The 23,575-nt window shown below is 48.1% G+C and carries 14 protein-coding genes; 6 read left to right on the top strand and 8 right to left on the bottom strand.

The window, feature by feature from the left end:
* Positions 1–34: 34 nt before the first annotated feature.
* Positions 35–1,351, top strand: coding sequence for a porin (locus BMZ54_RS29605; RefSeq protein WP_238386723.1), 1,317 nt, complete (start codon positions 35–37; stop codon positions 1,349–1,351).
* 60 nt (positions 1,352–1,411) lie between these two features.
* Here the strand turns inward: BMZ54_RS29605 and BMZ54_RS29600 are convergent, their stop codons facing one another.
* The 8 genes from BMZ54_RS29600 to BMZ54_RS29565 form a co-directional block, all read right to left on the bottom strand.
* Positions 1,412–3,406 (bottom strand): FAD-dependent oxidoreductase, encoded by a 1,995-nt coding sequence (locus tag BMZ54_RS29600; RefSeq protein WP_202909392.1) that lies wholly within the window; start codon positions 3,404–3,406, stop codon positions 1,412–1,414.
* Between the two features lie 159 nt (positions 3,407–3,565).
* Positions 3,566–5,296 carry a RagB/SusD family nutrient uptake outer membrane protein gene (locus BMZ54_RS29595; protein ID WP_089920363.1) on the bottom strand — a complete coding sequence of 577 codons (1,731 nt, stop codon included), beginning with the start codon at positions 5,294–5,296 and terminating at the stop codon, positions 3,566–3,568.
* 11 nt (positions 5,297–5,307) lie between these two features.
* Complete coding sequence (locus BMZ54_RS29590) at positions 5,308–8,871, bottom strand: SusC/RagA family TonB-linked outer membrane protein (protein WP_089920360.1); 3,564 nt, start codon at positions 8,869–8,871, stop codon at positions 5,308–5,310.
* A 36-nt stretch (positions 8,872–8,907) separates the two neighbouring features.
* Positions 8,908–9,912 (bottom strand): FecR family protein, encoded by a 1,005-nt coding sequence (locus tag BMZ54_RS29585; protein ID WP_089920358.1) that lies wholly within the window; start codon positions 9,910–9,912, stop codon positions 8,908–8,910.
* Positions 9,913–10,026: 114 nt separating this feature from the next.
* Positions 10,027–10,650 (bottom strand): RNA polymerase sigma factor, encoded by a 624-nt coding sequence (locus BMZ54_RS29580; protein WP_089920357.1) that lies wholly within the window; start codon positions 10,648–10,650, stop codon positions 10,027–10,029.
* Between the two features lie 39 nt (positions 10,651–10,689).
* A complete protein-coding gene (locus BMZ54_RS29575; protein WP_089920355.1) occupies positions 10,690–11,739 on the bottom strand; it encodes a sensor histidine kinase in 1,050 nt (349 codons plus the stop codon).
* A gap of 232 nt (positions 11,740–11,971) precedes the next feature.
* Positions 11,972–12,655: a response regulator transcription factor gene (locus BMZ54_RS29570; protein WP_089920354.1), complete on the bottom strand. Its 684-nt coding sequence runs from the start codon at positions 12,653–12,655 to the stop codon at positions 11,972–11,974.
* Between the two features lie 152 nt (positions 12,656–12,807).
* Entirely contained in the window at positions 12,808–13,557 is a 750-nt protein-coding gene (locus tag BMZ54_RS29565; RefSeq protein ID WP_089920351.1) for a DUF1003 domain-containing protein, read from the bottom strand.
* Positions 13,558–13,740: 183 nt separating this feature from the next.
* Here BMZ54_RS29565 and BMZ54_RS29560 point away from each other — a divergent pair, with 183 nt between their 5' ends.
* From BMZ54_RS29560 to atpE, 5 genes are all read left to right on the top strand, one after another.
* On the top strand, positions 13,741–15,951 hold the full coding sequence (locus BMZ54_RS29560; protein WP_089920349.1) for a hypothetical protein: 2,211 nt from the start codon (positions 13,741–13,743) through the stop codon (positions 15,949–15,951).
* Between the two features lie 265 nt (positions 15,952–16,216).
* Complete coding sequence (locus tag BMZ54_RS29555) at positions 16,217–17,980, top strand: ABC transporter ATP-binding protein (RefSeq protein WP_089920347.1); 1,764 nt, start codon at positions 16,217–16,219, stop codon at positions 17,978–17,980.
* 54 nt (positions 17,981–18,034) lie between these two features.
* Positions 18,035–21,799, top strand: coding sequence for a DUF3857 domain-containing protein (locus BMZ54_RS29550; protein ID WP_089920345.1), 3,765 nt, complete (start codon positions 18,035–18,037; stop codon positions 21,797–21,799).
* A gap of 196 nt (positions 21,800–21,995) precedes the next feature.
* Entirely contained in the window at positions 21,996–23,153 is a 1,158-nt protein-coding gene (gene atpB, locus BMZ54_RS29545) for a F0F1 ATP synthase subunit A (protein ID WP_238386722.1), read from the top strand.
* A gap of 130 nt (positions 23,154–23,283) precedes the next feature.
* Complete coding sequence (gene atpE, locus BMZ54_RS29540; protein ID WP_089920341.1) at positions 23,284–23,541, top strand: ATP synthase F0 subunit C; 258 nt, start codon at positions 23,284–23,286, stop codon at positions 23,539–23,541.
* The last annotated feature ends 34 nt before the right edge of the window (positions 23,542–23,575 follow it).

The raw sequence follows: 23,575 nt of genomic DNA, 5'->3' as shown, positions 1-23,575 counted from the left end.
TTTCTGTTACATTTGCCCCCAAATAGCTATCAACATGCGAATTTCGAGGCGCCTGACGGCGTTATGCCTGTTCCTGTTACTGTCTGCCACTGCCGCCAGGGCTCAGTTCCTGATGGATATGATAGATACCACTACCGAATTGGGTAAGGGCATGTTTTCCATGTACAAGAAGTACGATGCGCTGCGCTTTAGCGGTTATATACAACCCCAGTTCCAGTATAGCAGCGGCAAAGGCGCTAAAGGCTTTGCCGGAGGCGATTTCCCTGCTGCGGTTGATAACCGTTTTACCTTACGCAGGGGCCGTCTGCGGGTAGACTATGAACGGGATAATGATAACCACATGCCGGTTGTGCTGTTTGCTTTCCAGTTTGACGGATCGGAGAGAGGGGTATTTATCCGTGATTTTTACGGCCGTTTCTTTGAAAATAAGTGGGATGTGCTATCCATTTCCGCCGGTATGTTTGCCCGGCCTTTTGGGTATGAGGTGAACCTGGCTTCCGCCGATAGGGAAAGCCCGGAAAGAGGGCGTATGTCGCAGCTGCTGATGAAAACGGAGCGTGACCTGGGCGCCATGCTTAGCTTTGAGCCCCGCCGTAAAAGCCATCCCTTACGCTATATAAAAATAGATGCCGGCTTTTTTAACGGGCAGGGTCTTTCCGGTACCACGGATTTTGATAGTCACAAAGACCTCATTACTCGTATATCACTGAAACCGGTAAAGCTGAATGCAGGCGGTATGCGGCTCTCCGCCGGTATCTCCTGCCTGTACGGCGGTATGCAGCAGTTCACAAAATATATTTACCGGTCAAACGGCGCCGCTGGTTTTAATATTGATTCCACAGCTGCCAATGAAGGCAAAATAGCGCCCCGCCATTATTATGGCGCAGATGTGCAATGGAGGATCCCTAACCGGAAAGGATTTACAGAGCTTAGGGCTGAATATATACGCGGCACCCAAACCGCTACTGCTGCCAGCAGTGAAACACCGGGAGTGATCCCGGTAGATGCTGCAGGGCATCGCCAGCCGTTATACATCCGTAAGTTCAATGGAGCTTATGTTTATTTTTTACAGCACCTGGGCAGTGAGCAGCACCAGCTGGCGCTGAAGTATGATTTTTATGATCCCAACAATGAGCTGCATGGTCACCAGATAGGGCAGGCTAACAGCAATACTACGGAAGCGGATATACGGTTTGATACTTTTGGCGGCGGTTATTTATACTACGTGAACGAGCACCTGAAGCTCACCCTCTGGTACGACCTGGTGCGTAATGAAGCTACCGACCTGCAGGGGTATACTAAAGATGTGGCGGATAATGTATTTACCTGCCGCCTGCAGTTCAGGTTTTAAATGCAAATGTGCCGGCAAAGCAAGCTTCCCGGCACATTTGCATATTAACAGATCAGCACATTATTTCTTCGGTACAAACAACAATGCATCTGCCATCAGGTTGCCCTGCGTACCAGGTGGCAGGCTGATATCCACATAATAAGGGGCTCCATTCTTATATTCAAAAGTGCCCAGCGGCAGCCATTCATTCCCTTCTTCCTGCAGGGGCAGCGTAACTGTTTTCTTTTCACTGCCGGCGGTAATGGTAAATACAGCGGTAGGCGCTTTCTCTTTCTGGTGAATATTGTAATAGTAAATAGTATAACGCCCGTTATGCTGCATGGGCGGGGTAAACCGCACACTGTTATTTGCGCCGGTAGCATTCAGCACCGACATGCCATAGTTACCGGGCGCTTTAATTTTTTGCCAGCTGCCTATGCGTTTTACATAAGCAGTGTCAGTATCGTCTACCAGCACTTCAGGTATGCTGCCATCTGCCAGTGGATCCTGTTTCAGCTTTTGCTGCAAGGCGCTAACATCAATATCCTGAATAGCCTGTTTGTTATTAATAGCCATTACTGCTGCTGCGGCAGATGACTGGCCCAGCACCATAAACACCGGTTCCATACGGATAGAGCCATAGGCAATATGTGTGGCGGATAAGCAAACCGGCACCAGCAGGTTTTTGCATTCGCTGGCTTTAGGTATTAAGGAACGGTAGCTAATGGGGTAGGGACCGGGTGTGCCCATCTGCACATCGCCTTCATTTTTTACCATACCGTTCACCACTACACGCTGGCAGTTGTGTGAATCCATGGTGTATGCTGCCATGCCAATGCCATCCTGCACTTGAGCATGCCCTTCGCAGTTAGCCTGCGTCATTACATAATCACCTACCATGCGGCGCGCTTCCCGTACATAAAGCTGAAAGCTCCAGTTGCCATTATCGGTATATTCATCTTTAGGGTAGCCCCATTTTAACATGAGCTGGCGTATGTTGGCAGGCACGCGCGTATCATGCCCCAGGAAGTACAGCAGGCCTTTGTTATAGTCCTCATGCATTTTAATGATCTTTTGCCGGGTGGCATAATCAGCTTCCGGGTAATCATAGTTCATGCCTATCATGTCTGTTGAAATAGGACCGTTGTTGTTGATGTCTGTTTTATGGTTAGGCATCAGGTCAAACTTAAGGCCGTTCCAAAGGCTGGTCCAGGGCGTTTTTTGCATGTAGCGGAGCACCAGCTCAAACTGCGTGGAATCATAATTATCCGGTTTGGTAATAGGTACCAGGTTATCCGGATCATCGGTAAGGCATATACGATAATTATAGGCCTGCACCTTTTTATCGCCGCTGCCATGCTCTGCTACCGGCGTAGGGCTAATACCCCATACCAGACCGCTTTCCGGCTTGCCGGGTATTTTATAAGGGTCTACCCCATCGGCAAACTGGTGTTTGTTCAGCAGCTGTACGCCGTTGTAGGTTTCCTGGTACTGGCTGTTGGCTTCGCGCCCTACTGTATAGCTTACGCCTGCTTTGGCCATCAGATCGCCCTCATAGCTGCAGTCAATAAACATTTTGGCCTGTATGGTGCGCTGTGCAGCGCCGGTGCCGCTTACTTTGGTAAGCGTAATGGATTGCAGGTTGCCCTGCTCTTTAGCGGCATTAGTAATGTAGTAGTGATATAACACCGGTACCTTTCCCTTTTGGATGTAGCTTTTAATAATATCCTCCGCTACATGCGGCTCAAAGACCCATTGTTCAAACTTACCATAGTGCTGCCCTATGCGCCGGTAAAAATCCCGCGCCAGCCCGCTGATGGCGTATTTGTTACCAATATCCGTATAACCTAATCCGCCGGTGGTCATACCGCCCAGGTGCGTACCCGGTTCAACAAGCAGTACGGTTTTACCCATTTTCTGCGCTGTATAAGCGGCTATTACCCCGGCTGCCGTGCCGCCGTACACACAAATGTCATAACTATTGGCCTGCTGCGCCAGTGCCGGTTTTGCCGGCATTAAAAAAGGCAGCGTTACCGCCAGCATAATTGACCTGCTAATTTGTTTCCGTATATTCATTACTGTTAGTTTATATTCCTGTTTAATAAAACAATCACTTCACCGTTTTATACACAACACAATCTCCGCTGCATTCTAATTACTCACATCATAATTTATTTTCAATGGCATTCGTGAATGCTTCGCATTTCGTAATTTGTAATTGAACAATTCGTAATTCTACTTGTATCCCGGGTTCTGCTGCAGCGTTGCCTGCCCGTTCACATAACTGTTCTGGATCTCTGTTTGAGGAATTGGGTAATATTCATCTTCATTTTTGGTGAACGTGGCGCCTTTAAGATATACTCTTTTAATGGATTCTTTAGCCAGGTAGGCATTCAATTCTGTATCGGCAATACCCCAGCGTACCAGGTCAAAAAAGCGGTGCCCTTCCATGGCCAGCTCCAGCTTGTTCTCAAAACGTATAGCCTTCAGTGCGTCAGTGCGGGATGTCCAGGGTGCCTGGTAAATATCCACATGATAATCTGCGGCCGGCGTGCCATCCGGCTGCTGTACATAACAGCCGTTGCGGGCGCGGGTGCGCAGCTGGTTCACGTAGCTGCGGGCTTTATCCGGATCGCCAATTTCCGCTTCGCATTCTGCGGCCCACAGGATCACTTCTGCCAGCCGCAGCAGCTTAATGTTGTTGGCCACAGCGGTAGGGCTGGATGCATCGGAGAATTTGCCCTGCTGCTCTTTATAATACACATTCTTTTTAGGGCTGTAAGGGCCGGCATAGGCCTGGTTACGGATCCAGGCAGCGCCCGGGTGCGGACCCCAGTCCAGGTAGGGAATGCCCCGGCGGCCTACGGTCCAGTCTACCCGCGGATCCAGCTGGCCGGTGTAAGGCGTGAACGGCTGGTCGGAAGGAATACCTTCATCGTTCTTCACATCTTCATCGCCATAGTTCACTAACAGCGGTAACCCGTTCACATCTGTTTTATAGGAATTTACCAGGTCCTGGCTGGGCTGAAAAGTGCCGCAACATTTACCCGGGCCGCCGGTGTAAGGGTAGTTGAGCACATCCGAATTACCATTGGCGCCGTTTGCACCGTCGTTTACAGAGGTTTGCGCTTCCAGGATGGCTTCCGGGCTGTTCTTGGTAGCGGGGTTAAAGTTGTCCTGGAAACAGTTGTTCAGCTGGTACTTAACGCCACGGGAATTTTTACCACTGGTGAGTACCGCTTCTATTAAAGGTTTAGCTTCTGCAAACTTACGCTGGTACATATACGCTTTTGCCAGGAAGGCGGTGGCGGCCCATTTGTTTACCCGCCCTATCATATCCTGTGTTTCCGGCAGGTTATCGGCAGCAAACTGCAGGTCGGCAACAATATCCGGCCAAATGTCCCGGTTGTTGGGGATCTTCGGGTTCAGGTCTGTAAGGCTATCGCTCAGGTAAGGCACGTTATTCCATAGCTTTTTGGCTTCAAAATGGTAAAAGGCCCGCAGAAAGCGTGCCTGCGCCGTTACGTTCTTCTTTTCATCGTCCGTCATATCATTCACCAGGCGTAATACTTTCAGCGTATTATTGGCCCGTACCACCCCTTCGTATATGGTACGCCATTTACCCAGGTAATAATTATCCGTTGGGTTGGATTCATATCTTTCAATGTTATTAATATCCGGCTGGCTGCTGGGATCTGCGCCTTTATGAGCATCCCCGCCGCGTATGCTGCCAAAGCTCCAGTTGGAGGTGGTGTTCTCGTAGCTGCCTCCTGCGCCCCTGCCTTCCAGCAGTGAGTAGGCGCCTATGAGGATGGCATTTACCCCTTTTTTATTGGCCAGCGCTGTTTGGTCCAGTGAAAGCGGCTGCTTATCTAAAAAACCATCAGAGCATTGCACGTGGCAAAACAGCAAAATACACAGGCCGCTAATGAGCGCTATTTTATGATGTTTGAAAAACTGTTGCATAACCATACACATTAAAAAGTAAGTGAAATACCCACCAGCACCTGCCGGGAGTTGGGATAAAAACCATAATCCACACCTTTGTTCAGATCTCCACTGCCGCCAAAATCGGCATTCATAATATCCGGGTCCAGGCCGCTGTAACCGGTGATGGTGAACAGGTTGGTGGCCTGCACATACAGGCGCAGCTGATCTATTTTTGCTTTTTTCAGAAGGGATGCCGGCAGTGTATAACCGATCTGCAGATTCTTCGCGCGCAGGTAAGAGCCGTTCTCTATATAATAGCTGTGGGAAATGCCGTTGCTGATGTTATCATTAGCATCCAGTATAGGGAGTTTTGCATTGGGATTATCCGGCCGCCAGGAATCATATAGCATGCGCTTGCTGCGGTTACCGGCAAAGGTCTGGAAGTCTGTATAATACTTGGTGATGTTGTAAATATCGTTGCCCTGAGAGCCATATAGGTACAGGTTCAGATCAAAGTTATGCCAGGCCAGGCTAAGGTTAAAGCCATAGGTAAAATCAGGATGCGGATTGCCAATGAAGGTACGGTCGTTCAGGGTTACTACGCCGTCGCCATTCACATCTTTCAGCTTATATTTTCCTACAAACTTGGCCGGGTTATTTTTATCCATACCGGTTTGCAGGGCATGCGTTTTTACTTCGTTCTCATTCTGGAAAATGCCTTCTATCTGGTAGCCATAGAACATGGATACGGGCTGCCCTTTCTGGGTAAGTGTAATGGTGCCGTAACGGGTGCCGCCGCTGAAGATCTGCTCTGTACCGCTATCGCCTAAACGAAGCACTTCATTTTTATAGTGGCTGAAAGTAACGCCCACTTCATAGCGGAGGTCACCGCCTATTTTATCGTGGTAGTTCAGGTTCAGGTCTATCCCGGTATTCTTCATATCGCCAATGTTCACAAAGGGCGCATTAGCACGGCCGGCCAGCGCAGTAAGCTGAGGCTGGGTAAGCATGCCGTTGGTGCGGCGGTCATATACTTCTGCATTCAGCTCCATACGGCCATTGAGAATGGTAAGGTCCAGGCCAATGTTGGTCATTACCGTAGATTCCCATACGGTTTCAGGATTGCCTAGGTTAGCCAGGTAATACCCGATCACGGTGCTGTTGCTGGTACCGCCCAGGTCATAGTTGGAGGTACCGGGGCTGGTGCCGTATTCATAGGCGTAGTTATATGCACGCGGAATTTCCTGGTTGCCCGTAGCGCCCACACCGGCGCGCAGCTTCAGCTCATCTATCCAGGTTACGGATTTCAGGAAAGGCTCTTCAGACAAACGCCATCCCACACTGGCAGCAGGGAAAATACCATAACGGTGGTCCGGCGCAAAGCGGGAAACCCCATCCCGGCGCAGGATGCCGGTAAACAGGTATTTATCATGGTAAGCATAATCAACCCGCCCGAACATAGATGCCAGCGCCGTTTGCGTACGGTTGCTGCCGTTGGTTTGTGTACTGGGATCGCCATTATTCAGGTCCCATACAAGCGGCGATGTGCTGAAATAATTAAAGCGCCCGGCTTTCAGGTTACGGCCATTTTCTGAAATGGCTTCTGTGCCTAATAAGACGTTCAGCGAATGATAACCAAAGTTCCTTTTATAATTGAGCGTGTTGGTAAATACCCAGCGCAGGTTGTAGTTGGATGATTCGTTGAAAGAGTTATTGGCCGCAGGCTCTGAATGTTCCGGGTTCAGGTAGGAGAAGCTATAGCCGGTGCTGTTGGTATAATCAATACCAAAGCTGGATTTGAACTGCAATCCCTTCAGCAATGTAATTTCCGTATAGGCATTACCGAATGCGCGGAAGCCTTTTGTTTTATTATCCTTACCGCGGTATAACATTGCATAGGGGTTAGAAGCATTGCCCAACCCCGCCCCGCGGGTACCGGCAAAATTGCCGTCAATATCATACACCGGTATAATGGGCGGCAGGCGCATGGCATTTACAATGGCATTGCCTTCCCCGCTGGCATAATCCCCGCCGGTAGACTCTGTGAAGGATACCTGCAGGTTCTCCCCAAAACGGATATGCTCCTTTACATTCAGCGCCGTATTAATGCGGGCGGAGTAACGTTTGAAGTTGGTGTACTTTAAAATACCCTGCTGGTTAAAATAGTTGAGCCCAAAAGCATAATTGCCTTTGTCAGAACCGCCGCTGCCGGTAAGCTGGTGGTTCTGGATAGAAGCGGGTGCAAATATTTCCTTATACCAGTTAGTGCCTGCCTGGTTAGCCTTTACGATCTGGTTGGTGCTAAGGTCGTATTTACTTTCATCCACCGTACCCTGCGCTTTGCCGGCAGGTAATATGTAATAAGGCACTACCGGCTGCGCGCCATTGCCAAACTGCGGATGATTGGGATTGCCGTTGCCGCTTACCTGGCCTGCATTTTTAAGGCCGGTCCAGATCAGGTTTGCCCATTCATTGGTGTTCAGCAGATCCGGTCCTTTGCCGGGGTACTGCATACCGTAATACGCATCGTAAGATATTTTAGATACGCCGGCCTTACCTTTTTTAGTGGTGATGATCACTACGCCGTTGCTGGCCTGTGCGCCGTAAATAGAGGCGGATGCAGCATCCTTCAGCACCTGTATGGATTCAATATCGTTCGGGTTTAAGCTGTTCAGGCTTTGACTGCGGGTAGATACCCCGTCAATTACATACAGCGGGCCATTATCATTAATGGTACCAATACCACGTATACGCATGGATACGCCGGCGCCCGGGGCTGCGTTGCTGGTAACGGTTACACCGGCTGCCCTGCCCTGCAGCTGCTGTCCGAAGTTGCCGGCCGGTACCGATAGCAGGTCTTTAGTATTCACCACTGCAACGGAACCGGTAATATCTTTCTTTTGCTGCGTGGTATAACCGGTTACCACTACTTCTGAAAGTGAGCTGGTGCCGGATGACAGCGCCACGATGGCGGTTGCCTTATCCGTAGCGGCCAGCTCCCTTGAATCAAAACCAATGTATTGATACAGCAGAATGGCATTATGGTCTGGTACCTGTAAATGGTACACACCATCTGCATCAGACACTGCGCCTTTATTACTGCCTTTTACCAATACGCTTACACCTGGCAGCGGCTGCCCGTCTGCGGCAGATACAATGCGGCCCTGGATAGTGGTATCAGCCGGTAGGGGAGCAGCAGGTGCAGTGGTGCTGTTTAACCTTTGCACAGGCGGCGCTCCGGGGATATAGATGGTATAGCTGCTGCTGCCAAACTGCTTTACCTTCATCCCAAAAGGGGAGAGCAGGTCTTTTAACAGCGTATCCAGCGTAGTGTACTGGCGGTTATTCCTGATGTGTTGCAGCACCTTTTCAGCCGTAACCTGTTTTTGCTGCAGGGCTTCACTGTCATAGTCAAAAGTAACATGGTAGCGGCTGGCAATGTTGGATAGCGCTTCTGTAAGCAGCATGCTTTTAGACGCTGTTTTGCCCTGGCGCTGTTCCCCGTGGCTGTTCCAGGAAAGGTCCTGGGCAGCGGCCGCCTGCTGAAAGCACAGGCAGCACCCCAGGAAAAATAAGCGCCCGGAGCATCTTTTGTGAAAGACGTTCTTCATAACTGGAATATTTATTAATTGCGGTTGTTGTACTAACTAATGCTTGCTGCTTTTGCTGATAAATACCGTGTCGGCACGGCGTTCCATCTTTAGTTGATAAATGGTGCTGATCTTTTCCAGCAGCTGGCCGGGGGCATTTGCCGGCGCAGTGCCATTAAAACGTTTATTCCCCAGGGTTAGCTGGTCCTGTATAACAAATTGCCATCCGTAAACATCCGTGAGGTAAGTGAAGATCTCTGCCAGCGGCGCGTCGGAAAACAGCAGCTGGTTATTACGCCAGGCCGTGTGCCATGCGGCGTGTACGCGTTTGGTATGTAGTCCGTGCGCATCCATCGTAACCATTTCCCCTGGCTGCATTTTTTTTGCAGGCAGCTTGGGGTTAGCGGGTACTACCTGCACAGCGCCCTGTTCCAGCACTACTTTTAAGAGCTGCTGCTGCGTATTTACATTAAAAGCGGTACCCAGCACCTGTATATTGCCCCGGCTGCATTGTACGGTGAAAGGGGCATGGGCGCTTTTTTGTATAGTAAAATAGGCTTCGCCTTCCAGCTGTACCGTATAGGGATGCCGGTTATTATACCGCAGGCGGGATTGCTGGTTCAGCACTACCTGTGAACCATCTGCAAAAGTAATGCGGCGCATTTCACCGGCACCGGTTATTACCACGGTGTTTACTGCCCTGAAATGGCGGTAGCTGAAAATGCCGGCTGTGATCAGTAACAATATAGCGGCTGCATAACGCCACTGTTTGCCAAGCCTGCGTAACAGGGAGCTGCGCTGAGATATATTTTCCTGTGTAAGCTGCAGCTGCTGCCAGATGTTTTCCACTACTACCGCATCTACCGGCGCCGGCGTAAAGGTGTAGTGCAGCAGCAGGGCACGGGCTTCCCGCAGGGTAGTGGCTTTGTGCGGATGATCGGCCAGGAATTTTTCCCAGAAGCTATTGTCCGCCGCATCCGGTGTTTTTACCCAGCGGATAAAATCATCGTCCAGCGCCAGGTCACAGGCAGTATATGTTATATAGGCGGCAGTTGTTTTCATGCAGGCCGGGCATTTTTACACAGAGTATCGGAAGCGCTGATTTTATCCCTCCGGATCTCAAAAAATTTTAGAATTGGATCTTTTTCAAAAAAGAGAGGATTCTTTGAATACTATTTAATGAAAGGAGGTACGGAGGAGTAAGTATAACCAGGCGAGTGCGGGCCCCGGCACTATCTGGCGCAGAGCTTCCAGCGCTTTATACACGGTTTTGTAGGCCGATTTCTGGTCTATCTCCATTATTACGGCAATTTCCGCATAGCTGAGCCCATGAAAAAAGCGCAGGTAGATGATCTCTTTTTGCCGGGCTGGTAAGCGGTTAATATATTGCTGCAAGGCGGCCAGCTGCTCTTTCTGTAAAAAAGCATCTAACTCCGGCGGCTGTGTGGTGGCTGGTTCCAGCTGCAGCACGGTTTCAAACAATTGTTCCCGCTGCTGTTTGCGCAGCAGCTTTAACAGCTCATTACGCACGCAGCGCAGCAAGTAGAATTTAACGGATTGCGGCAGGGGTAATTGCTGCCGGTGCAGCAGCAGGTAGGTGAATACATTTTGCACGGCATCCTCTGCCAGCGCTTTTTCCAGGCATATTTTATAGCTGTAATCCAGTAAGGTGTGAATGAAGTGCCGGTACAGCCATTCAAAGGAGCTCAGGTCATTGTCATGGGTAAATGCCTGCCAGGCAAGCTGGTCTGCTGCTCCCGGCAAAGGAACGTGGTCATCATATTTGTCCCTGGTTGACATCCAGCAACAATATAACGTGTAGATATGCAGATATGCAAATTATTCTCTTCCGGTATCCAGGGTAAAACCGAAGGTGGAGCCTATTTCCGGTTTGCTGCGTACGTTTATGGTTTGGTTGTGGGCTTCTATAATGTGTTTTACAATGGCCAGCCCCAGGCCGGTGCCGCCAATATCGCGGCTGCGGGCGCGGTCTGTACGGTAAAACCGTTCAAACACCCGGGGCAGGTGTTCTTCAGAAATGCCAATGCCATCGTCCGATATTTCCACCAGCACCTGCTTATCGTCCATCACATAAATGCTGGCAATGGTATGCCCGTCGTTCTTACCGTATTTAATGGAATTATCCACCAGGTTCATAAGCACCTGCCGGATCTTTTCCTTATCGGCCTGCACAGCTACCGGTGCTTCGCAGCCTTTTTTAATATTGAACTTAATGCCTTTGGTATTGGCTTTCAGGGAAAGGGTATCAAAAATATCCTTTATCATATCCTGGATCACAAAGGTTTCCTTGTTAATGGTCATTTCCCCGCTTTCCAGCTTGGATATTTCGTCCAGGTCATCCAGCAAATGGCACAGGCGGTCAACATTTTTGGTGGCGTTTTTCAGGAATACCTTGTTCACATTCGGATCGTCTATAGCGCCATCCAGCAGGGTATGTATATAGCCCTGCACGGCAAAAATGGGTGTTTTCAGCTCATGGCTCAGGTTCAGCAGGAACTCTTTGCGAAACTCCTCGTTGCGGCGTAAAATATCCAGCTCCTCTTTTTTCTGGATAGCCCATTTCTCTACATCCTCACTTACTTCCTCAATGGTTTTCAGGGGCAGTATGTTCTTGTTAAAGAACTCCTCCCGTTTGGATGCCTTGGTCTGGTAAATGAATTTGTAAATGAGCTTTATTTTCCGGTAAATAAAGTTCTGTAACGTGTATAGGTACAGGTAGTACGAAACCAGGAAGGTAAGTATAAAGGCGGTGAGCATTACCTGCCAGGAACCATCTGCGATCAAACTACCGAGCGCTATTACGGCAGAAATAATAAGCGCTGTAAATCCCGCCAGCTTTTGAGGCGATAAATTCTTTGCTTTAAACATACTCCAAAGTGAGTAATTATTGTAATAACGGGAAATTAAGGTAAATTTTTTAGAAGCGGAAAGCATAAAGCTAAAGGCGCAAAGCAAAAAGCATAAAGCAGAAAGCACAAACCCAAAAGCTGCTTGCTATTTGATATGAAAATAAATGAGTTGGATAAAATAGGTTAATGAAAATGCAGATCAGCAAACGGCAGGCAGCTTTCAGCTTTATGCTTTGCGCTTTCTGCCCGGCTTACATTTCAAACTTATAACCTACTCCCTTTACGGTGGTTACCAGGTCAATTCCTATTTTCTGGCGTATTTTACGGATATGTACGTCAATGGTGCGGTCGCCTACAATTACTTCGGTACCCCATACCTGGTTCAGGATCTCGTTGCGCAGGAACACGCGGCCTGGTTTGGATGCCAGCAGCTGCAGCAGCTCAAACTCTTTTTTAGCCAGTATTATTTCCTGTCCTTTATAGGTTACGGTGAATTTTTCGCGGTCAATGATCAGGTCTCCCAGCTGCATCTGCATTTCTTCTGTTTTATGCAGGCGGCGGAACAGGGCATTGATGCGGCTTACCAGTAATTTGGGTTTAATGGGTTTGGCTATGTAATCATCGGCCCCCATATTCAGGCCGTCTATTTCAGACTTTTCATCATTCAGGGCTGTGAGGAACAGCACCATGGTATCTTTAAATTCAGGTATTTTTCTGATCTCCCGGCAGGTATCTATCCCATTCTTATTAGGCATCATAATATCCAGCATAATAAGGTCGGGGCGGAAGATGCGGGCTTTCTGGATGGCTTCACTTCCATCTTTGGCGGTTACGGTATCGTACCCGGCTGATTTGAGGTTGTAGCTGATAATTTCCAGTATATCCGATTCATCATCCACCACTAATATTTTACCTACTACCGCTTGGTCTATCATAAAAATTGCACTTTATTAAGATGCCACAAAATTAAACAGCCGCTGCGTTAAGTTAACATTATCTAATTGTTAATTAGTTGTCACCAGGCTGTTTGGCCTACTGTAAGTTACGATAATTCCAGGTACCCGGACAGGGTGGCAGGGCTACATTATTATTTAGGCACATTTGTATCCTTTTGGTTATGATCGGTGTTTTTGCCATGCAATTGCTTCAGGGCATGTGTAAGCTCATTCAGCATCTCTACCTGCCCCTGTTGCAGCTCCAGCACGTTCTGTTGCTGTTTTAACTCCATGCGGTCTATTTTTTCATTCAGCAAACGTATTTCCAGCTCTGATTTCAGGTTGATCATATAGTCATTTTTAGCCCGCTGCCGGTCTTTTTCCTCCTGCCGGTTCTGGCTCATCATGATCAGGGGCGCCTGCAGCGCGGCCACACAGCTAAGCAGCAGGTTCAGTAAAATAAAAGGGTAGGGGTCAAAACCTTTGTTACTAAGCCAGTAAATATTTACGCCCGTCCAGGCCAGTATAAAACCCATGAACAGCATTATGAAGGTCCAGCTACCGCCAAAATCGGCTATCTTATCCGCCAGCCGCTGCCCATAGGTGAGCGGTATTTTTTGCATGTCTTCTTCCAGCTGCTCTGTAAGGGTTTCATGGTCGCGCAGTTTTTCCATCACCGTTTTTTCCAGCTCCGTCAGCTCTCCGATCTCTTTGGCAAAAAAAGCTTCATAATACTGCTGCCGGTAATGGTTCAGCTCCGGCATAGCCAGGCTGCATTTAATATTAAAGTGTGGATGATCTTTCCTGATCAGGTCAAACAGCTCTTTTTTAATAGACCGGCCACTTACCTTTTGAGAGGTAGGAAAGTGCTCGCCGGAAAGATCGCTCACAAAGGTTTGCATAGTATACTATTCTTCTAATATTAAAACGTTCAAGTATTTATAACTGTCATGCCGCACGCAGCATCTGGCTGCAATTTATTAAACTCTGGCCATCAACAACCATCTAAAAATAGCCGTCCCGCGGGGCAGTAAGGAAATTGGTCGTAAATTTGCTATAAGGGAAAGCGAAAAGTATAGCTATAAATGAATAAATTTTTAATACTCGTATGCCTGGCTGCCTTACAGGGCGCTGTGGTATATGGACAGAGCGAGCAAAAGATAGACATCCCTATCGGCCGCCAGGGTTTTCACGATAACATAGACAAAGAACAGGCAGCAGCAGCTAAATTTGACGGGAAGGCAGATGACCTGGTAAAAGTTTCCGACGACCAGACCATTAACCTGCAGGTAACGAATGCCCTGATAAAACAGGTGGATGATATGCAGCTGGATATAGAACGGGATACCACCCTGGATCACCGCCTCAAGATCCGCTACCTGTCTGGCTTATACAGCGTGCTGCACGACTACAATAATAAACGCGCCTACCATAAAATAGACCCGGCAGAAGCCCCCGCTATAATACAGGCCTACAGGAATATGATGCAGGCTAACATTAAGGGAGAAAGCATTCTGCCCATAGCCCGCGAGCTTTCCTTTAACTCCGGCGAGAACCTGATAGAGATCTTTAAGGAAAACCCCGGTTATAAAGAGGCCCGGGGCGTTATGTTCGGCAAATACGCCTTTCAGAACCTGGAAACCGTAATGGCGGAAATAGGCAACTACCTGGATTATCCGGTAACCGATTCTGTAATAGCCGCTGTGGCCCGTAAATATCCTAACCAGGTGCTTACCTATGCTACCTCTTACACACCGGTAGCTACTGCCATAAAAAAGAACCAAGACCCTGTAGTGCAGCTGATCGTAAAGATCGGCAACTCCGGCCAGTCAACCCGTATACTGCCTTTTATTGATGAGCTGATAGACGGCTCTATGAGCATAGATTCCCTGGAAACAGTGGTGGATAGTGACTATCCTTACTTTAAGCAGATGGTGAAAACCTCTGTTGTATTACAGCAAAAGAAAAGTAATGGCCAGAATCCGCTGGGGTTAAAAGCCATGATGGAAAATATGCAGGCCCGCTCTCTGCGCTACATTCGTGAGGTGAACGACCTGCACGAAGAACCGGCGCCCGTACGCTTCCGCGTGGTAAAGGATTTTACGCCGGAAGAGCTGTACTACCTGATCGTGAACGGGCAGGAAGAATTATTTACCTCCAGCTACACCAACCATAACAACGCCGGTTTGTACGACCAGATGATGGCTCGCATGAAACCTGCGCGTGGCGACAGCCTGCTGATGGTAGTAAGCTTTGACCGTTTTAAGAAGTTCATTGCCATGGCAGCCGGTTTTAACACCCTGGATAACTTCCTGAAATCCATGGAGCCGGAAAATGCCAATTACCTGATGAAAAAATACATCAGCAGCCTGGAAAAAACAGAGGACCTGGAAGATGCGGTGGATGTAGCCAACTCATTTGGCAGTATCCGCGATCCCAAGCTGCTGGACTTTTTGCGGGAGGAAGTGAAAAAGAACTACCTGTTTGTATCTAAAAAAGGTGATAAGCGCGGTACCGTGATCTATGAGCTGCTTTCCAGCCTGTTTGATACAGAGGTGAGCAAGGGCAGCGACTCCACCAAAGCTACTGATATGGCGGCCAAGTTTAAGCTGCCCCCGGTGAACTATGTAGATTTCAGCGGCCTGGTGAGCGACAGCGGTACGGTTTACCAGCAGGTATTTTTCTATGGTGATAAAGACGGCCAGGAATCTTATGCCAGCTTTATGACCAGCTTTTCCGGCGGCGACTGGAGAGTGAGCAAAGGCCCCTCCTGGACCACCATTACCTCTGTAAAAGGCAAGCCCATTACCATTTTTGCCAACCTGCCGCTGGATGAGCCCAAGGATAAGGAAGCCATTCAAAAGCTGAGCGATTACCTGGACGAAAAAGATATTCACCCAACAGTATTCATACACCGCGGCCATAGCTACCATGTAAATACTACGCTGGATAATCTGCAAAGCTCTGCCAAGATAGTGGTGCTGGGCTCCTGCGGCGGTTATCATAACCTGGCGGTAGTATTGCAGAAATCGCCGGATGCGCACATTATTTCTTCCAAACAGGTAGGTACCCGCTTTGTAAACGAGCCTATTATCCGTACACTGGAAGAGGTGATCCGCAGCGGTAAAAATGTTGACTGGGTAAAAATGTGGGCCAGCCTTAGCGCCCGTTTTGCCGGTGACGCCCGCAACAAAGAGCTTTTCAGCGATTACGTACCCCCGCATAAGAACCTGGGCGCTATTTTCATAAAGGCGTACAAGCAGATTATGAAGGATGATAAGATAGTGAGTAGATAGTCCATAGTCGATGGTCCATAGCCTAATTCGTATAGTAGATTAGCGTGGTATACCATGGATGATCGATGATGGACAACGGTCCACAGCACAGAGTTCACTGCCATACAATATCTGCAGTAAACCGTGGTCTGTGGACCGTTGGCATTTCAGGTGCCCTGCTTGACAAGTATAGCCTATAAACGTAGGACGCAATGGACTATGGACCATCGACCATGGACCCCAACTCACCCACTTTTAAGCAAAAAGCCGTAGGTTTGCATAACCCATGGAGAATTTTACAATCAAGCGGATTTTTGACTTCAGTTTGTTACGGCGCCTCTTCTCTTTTGCAGTACCTTACAAAGGCTCCTTTTACTTGTCTATGGCGCTTACCATTGTGCTGGCGGTACTATCGCCCCTGCGCCCTTACCTGATACAGGTTACCGTAGATAAATATATTACCAGCCAGTGGATGCAGATGCTGATAACCATTACCATTATCCAGATCCTACTGCTGCTGGTGGAAACCGTGGTACGCTTCTTTTTCTCTTACCTTACCAACTGGCTGGGACAGTCTGTAGTAAAGGATCTGCGGGTGGCAGTGTATAAAAAGATCGTGCACCTGAACCTTTCCTTTTTTGACAGAACCCCCATCGGAACCCTTACTACCCGCACCATTAACGATATAGAAGCTATTAACGACGTTTTTTCCGAAGGCATTATTTCCATTGTGGCTGATCTGCTGATGATCGTAGCCATCCTGGTAGTGATGTTTGCGGAAGACTGGCGCTTAACCCTCATCAGCTTATCGCCCTTCCCGGTGCTGATCATTGCCACCTGGATGTTTAAGGAAAGCGTGAACAAATCTTTCCATGCCGTAAGAAATGCCGTAGCGGCACTGAATGCTTTTGTGCAGGAGCATATTACCGGTATGGTGGTAGTGCAGGCCTTTTCTGCAGAAAAAAGGGAATACGCCCGCTTTAAAAATATTAACAAGGAACACCGCAAAGCCAATATACAGGCCATTTTTGCCTACTCCGTATTTTACCCGGTGGTGGAAATTATACTGGCCATTTCCCTGGGCCTTATGGTATGGTGGGGCTCCAACAAGGTACTGAGCTATGAAGTAACGCAGGGGGTGATGATCGCTTTTATCATGTACCTGAACCTGCTGTTCCGCCCGCTGCGGATACTGGCCGATAAGTTTAACACCCTGCAAATGGGCATGGTAGCCAGCGAGCGTGTATTTAAGGTGCTGGACAGCGAAGAGCATATACCTGATAACGGGACAGTGAAAGCCACTAACATGCAGGGCGATATTGTGTTTGATCATGTATCCTTTGCATACACGGAAGACCGTTATGTGCTGAAAGACATTTCCTTCCATGCCAAACCCGGTGAAACGATTGCCATTGTGGGCCATACCGGCTCCGGCAAAACCACCATTATCAGCATACTGAACCGCCTGTACGAGATCCAGAAAGGGCAGATAAAGCTGGATAACGTGAACATACAGGATTATGCGCTAGATGAGCTGCGCAGTAAAATAGGGGTGGTGCTGCAGGATGTGTTCCTGTTCTCCGGCTCCATTTATGAGAACATTACCCTGCGTAATTACGCTATTAGCCGGGAGCAGGTGGAACAGGCTGCCCGCCTCATAGGCATGCACGAGTTTATTATGCAGCTGCCGGGCGGCTACGACTACCAGGTAATGGAAAGAGGCAGCACCCTTTCACTGGGCCAGCGCCAGCTGATCTCTTTTGTACGCGCATTATTGTATAACCCTGCTATACTGATCCTGGATGAGGCCACCTCCTCTGTGGACACCGAATCTGAACTCCTGATCCAACAGGCCATAGACAAGCTGATTGCCGGCCGTACCTCCATTATAATAGCTCACCGTTTAAGTACCATCAGCAAAGCCAGCCAGATTATAGTGCTGGATAAAGGCGAGATCCGGGAAATGGGTACGCATGAGGAGCTGCTAAAGCAGGAAGGTTTTTACCACAAGCTACATAGCATGCAGTTTAAGAAAGCAGTAAGTATTTAGAAAAATCATATATTTATATCGTTTTTTAATTCGTAATTCAATCCTATACCTTTTATGAAGTTCTTTCTACGCAACGTGGGGGCTGCGTTATTGCTATTGTTACCCATTACACTGTTAGCCGGTGATTATGAAAAAGCCTGGGACGCTTTACACCGCAACGATAAGCAGCCTGCACGCGAATTTCTGCTTAAAGCAATTAAAAATAATGTGAACCGCGATAATGCGGTGGCAACACTGATCCTGCTGGAAACCTATGATGGCATTGGCACCAGCTATCTTGAAAGATATCCTGATCCGCTGGATCAATGGAGCCAGCCAGGTCCATATGCCTATGCATTTTGGTTCAATTACGCTGTGCTGGGTGAATACGGCAAAAAAAGCGGTAAGCAGCTGGCCAACCTGGAAAGGCTGGCAACAGACACTACCTTCAATGGCTCTCTGCGCGCGGCAGCCAATTATTTTAAAGGCTACCATTTATTCTTCTGTCAGCAGCAACAGCAGTCCAGGGCTATGTATCCTAAGATGGGAGCTTTGGAAGACTGGCAATGTGTGGGCCCGTTTGATAATATATCCCGTAGCGGTTTTAATAAGGAATATGGTCCGCTGAAGCAGCCTGCCACCGGCAAAGGATTTACCTCCTATAACAATGCCGAAGTTGATTGGTTTACCCCTCTGCATGGTACGGGCCAGGGCTGGATCTTTGTAGGCGCTTCTTTTCCCGCCACGGATGCAGTAGGATATGCGCAAACCTTTGTGCTGTCGGACCGTGAGCAGGATGCTGTACTGGCGCTGGGCGGAAACGGCGCGCTGAAAGTATGGATGAATGATAAGCTTTTACTGGCGGAGGAGGAAGAGCGGGCTACAGAGCTGGATGCCTTTAAAGCACGCTGCCACCTGCGTAAAGGATACAACCGGGTATTGGTGCAGATCGGTTTTACCCATGGTAATAACCTGCCCAATTTTATTGTACGCCTCACCGATGATCAGTACAATCCCCTGCGGAATATTTCAAGCACCTCCGTCTTACAAACCTACCAGGCAGATACCACTACAGCAGCCCCGCAAACCATTATGCATTTTGCGGAAGATTTTTTCCGCCGCCGTATGACGCAATACCCGCAAGATCCTGCGTATGCATTTTTGCTCAGTAAAGTATATGTGCGCAACCAGGAATATGACAAGGCCAAAGCCATAATGCATGACCTGTATAAAAAATATCCAAACAACCCGATTGTGCTGAACCAGTATGGGGAATGCCTTTCCACTAAATATGATGCAACAGAATTACAGGAGCTGCAGGAAAACATAAAGCAGCAGGACCCTGATAACTACTGGGTGCTGTACAGTAAAACCAATAAGCTGGAAGAAGAAAAGAAATTCCAGGAAGAGCTGGAAATAGTGAATGAAATGATAGCCCAGCAGGGGGAAACCCAGCTGACCCGCCTGAAGCGTATAGGCATTTATGCCAATCTGGAAAGAATGGATAGTACAGTATATCTTTTAAAAGATGCTTACGAGCGCTATGCCGATAAAGAGGATGTTATACTGGTAATGTACTATTACTATAAAAAGCTGATGAAAGACCCGGCCGCAGCGCTGGAAGTAATGGAGAAATTTTCTGAGCATAACTATTCCTACAAGGTTACCAAAGCCATGGCAGAGGAATATTTTGAACAGAATAAAGCGGATAAAGGCATTGCCGTGCTAAAAGCCATTATAGCCTCCGCACCTTATGATACAGATACCTATGACCCGCTGGCGGTGTATTTCTTCAGCAGGCAGCAATACGATTCTGCTATTTATTATATGAATGAAGCACATGGCATTAGCCCTTACTACCACAAAATAATGGGCGATATTGCCAGCTGTTATATGCAGCAGAATAATAAACAGCAGGCGCTGGCTTATTATAAAAAGGCGCTTAGCCAGTATGCCGGGGGCAGTAACTACCGCCGTAAAATAAGGGAGCTGGAAAACAAGCCGGATATTTTCTCCTATTTCCCTAAGCTGGATAATTACGGGGAGATCAATAAAGCATTAAAACAGCCCCGGGACACTGTGCAGCCCTACTATTTCATTTTTGATGAAAAAAACGTGGTGCTGTACCCAGAAGGTGCCAATGAGCAAATGATCAGCACTGCGGTATACATCAATAACAAAAACGGCATTGACAGCTGGAAAGAAATATCCGTGCCCTACAACAGTGTGTACCAGGATGTGACGATCCTGAAAGCAGAGGTTATAAAAGCTAATGGCGCCCACGTGCCGGCAGAAACTTATGAGAACAGCATTGTATTTACCCGCCTGGAAACCGGGGATGCTATTTACTACAATTATAAGCTCAGCAGCTTTGGCATTGGCCGCCTGGGCCGTGAGTACTGGGATAAGTACTATTTCACCGCTTCGGTACCTACAGGAATGGCCCGGTATAATATGCTGGTGGCTGATCAGCTGCATATAAACTATGTTTTCAGGAACAATGAAGCTGTCAAACCGGTAGAAAGCAAGCATGAGAACTTTCACCTGTATACCTGGGAAATGAAGAATGTGCCGGCTTATAAAAAGGAAAGCTACATGCCCAACCTGGATGATATTGGGCAGGTGCTGCATATCTCCACCGTGAAATCATGGGATGTGATCGCAGAATGGTATAGTGACCTTACCAGGGAGCAATGCCAGGAGGATTTTGACCTGAATGCCGCTTTCAAGGAAATATTCCCCGATGGAGCCGGGCAGCTGAATGACTGGCAAAAGGCCCGCAGCATTTATGAATATATAGAGCAGCGTATTGCCTATAGCTCTATATCCTTCCGGCAGGGAGCTTACATTCCGCAACGGGCATCCAAAACATTGAGCACCCGCCTGGGGGATTGCAAGGATCTTTCCGCCCTGTTTGTGTCTTTGGCGCGCAAGGCCGGGCTGGATGCTAACCTGATGCTGGTGAGCACCCGCCGGAATGGCCGCCATTCCATGGTGCTGCCCTCCATGGAGTTCAACCACTGTGTGGCGCGCTTTAAGGCAGATAATGAATATCATTACCTGGAGCTTACGGATAACCAGCTGCCATTCAATGCGCTGCCACAAAGCCTGGTAGCTGCCCAGGTGCTGAATATTCCTTTCAATTACAAGGGGAGTGAGAAAATAGAGCTGCTGCCGGAAGATGATAAGCATAAGACAGTGGTGCTACGCAAAACCAAAGTAGTGATAAACGATACCGATCAGCAGGTAGTAACCAGCAGCCGCCGTTCCGGTGAGCTGGCGAGCTTAATGCGCGGCCATTATGCCCATAAAACTAAAGAAGAGGTATCTGAGGGCCTCACATCCAGCCTTTCCTCGCAATCTAAAAATCCGGTGGTGCTGGACCAATATACCTTTAACAACCTGGATAATCTGCAGGATACCGTGAGCCAGGAGCTGCATTATACCATCAAAAATGATGTAATTAATGTAGGTGATTTCAGCATGATAAAACCGGTATTTGTAGATGTGGTGGCCACTGCCGACATTTTTAGCGCCGATGCACGGCAGTATCCCTTTGAATACTGGAACTACGAGAACACAGATCAGTATGTTACGGATATAGATGTAGAAATCCCGGCCGGTAAAGCGTTTGACCAGGTGCCTGCAGATGTGGAGGCCGGTTTTAATAATATGAGCTACCATCTGACCTATAAGAAGTCGGCGCCCAATAAGCTTAGTATCCGGCGCAGCTTTGCCACCAACCGTAACCAGCTTATTGAAGCAACAGATATGGGTAATATGAAAGATTTCTTTACTAAGATCATGAACGCAGAACAGAAATATATTTCATTTAAATAACTGGGTACCATACACTAAACCGCCTCATCAAAAAGGGGCGGTTTTTTTTGTTTTCTGAAGGTCCGTTAAGAGAAAATAAGTTATTGTTTGTCAATAAGTTAGGGTTTGTATTCCCTTTTTTTTAAAACCACTACCATTTTGAGTTAAAATCGGTTATCTTTGCGCAAAATTTCAGAAAACGGTGATTTCCTGCAACTTGCTCAAACATAGTCTGATAGCGCTGTTACTAGCCCTGAACATTATCGGTGTTAGCTCTTTTGCACATGCACAACCGCATGAAGAAAAAGAAACACATGATGGTTCCCAACATGCATTGGCCACTGCGGATGAACCGGGTGAACAAAAAAGCGGTTTTGATGCCAAGGAAGTGATCCTGGGCCACGTAAAGGATGCCCATGACTGGCACCTGGTAGATTTCGGAGAAACGCCCGTTACCATACCGTTGCCGGTGATCATTTACAATAAGGAAAGGGGCCTGTCTGTATTCTCCTCTTCCCGTTTTCACCACGGCCACGCTGCTTTTGACGGTTACCGCCTGGTAAATAGCCATTACCTGCATGAAAAGGGCCTGGACCCTACTAAATATATGGATGGTAAAGTGATCGCAGTAGATGAGAATGATAATCCTACCGGTGCAGAGATCTACGATTTTTCCATGACCAAGAACATTACTTCTATGCTGCTGGCCGCTGTGCTGCTGGTAATACTGATGCTGAATGTAGCCAAAGCATACCGTATCCGCGGATCCAAACAAGCCCCCAAAGGTTTCCAGAGCCTGATAGAGCCGGTGATCATTTTTATGCGGGATGAGGTAGTAAAACCTAACATCCCCGGCAAACACTACGAAAGATTTACTCCTTTTATATTAACGATCTTTTTCTTTATTCTCATTAACAACCTGTTGGGCCTGCTGCCGGGTTCTGCAAACGTAACCGGCAACCTGGCGGTAACCGCTGCGCTGGCTATCATTAGCTTTATAGCCATCCTGCTCAGCTCCAACAAACATTTCTGGGGTCATATCTTTAACCCCCCGGTACCGTTTGGTGTAAAGATTATTCTGGCGCCGGTGGAGCTGATCGGTGTGTTCACCAAACCTATTTCCCTGATGATCCGGTTGTTTGCCAACATCCTGGCCGGTCACATTATTATCCTGAGTATTATTTCCCTGGTGTTTATATTTGGCGCCATGAACAGGGTAGCTGGTTATGGATTTTTACCGGTAACCATTGTCTTTAACATTGTGATGATGATGCTGGAGGTGCTGGTAGCTTTCATTCAGGCTTTTATCTTTGCTAACCTTACGGCCGTGTTCATTGGGCAGGCTATGGAAGGCGCACATGATGAACACCATTAGATAGTTGGCAGTTAGCAGTCAATAACTGTTTTATACAGAGGCTTTTGACTGCAAACTGCCCACTGCCAACTGCGGACTAAAACAAACTGCGAACTAAAAAACATTCATTAATTAAATACATATAATAATCATGGCTCTTTTAACAATTTTATTGCAGGCTGCTGCAGGTGCTGGTCTGGCTAAAGCTGGTGGTGCTGTTGGTGCTGGTATTGCTGCTATCGCAGCTGGTATCGGTGTAGGTAACATCGGTAAAAGCGCGCTGGAATCCATCGCCCGTCAGCCCGAAGCTGCTAACGACATCCGCGCAAACATGATCCTGGCTGCGGCGCTGGTAGAGGGTGTGGCCCTGTTCGGCGTTATCGCAGGTCTGTTGGCAGTAGTGATGTAAGACAAAATTGATTACTGCATCCGGCGCACAGGGC

Origin of the sequence: Chitinophaga rupis (assembly GCF_900109685.1) — a bacterium.
Classification (GTDB): Bacteria; Bacteroidota; Bacteroidia; order Chitinophagales; family Chitinophagaceae; genus Chitinophaga; species Chitinophaga rupis.
Note: the sequence above shows the minus strand (reverse complement) of the source record. Positions and strands in the feature narration are given on the sequence as shown.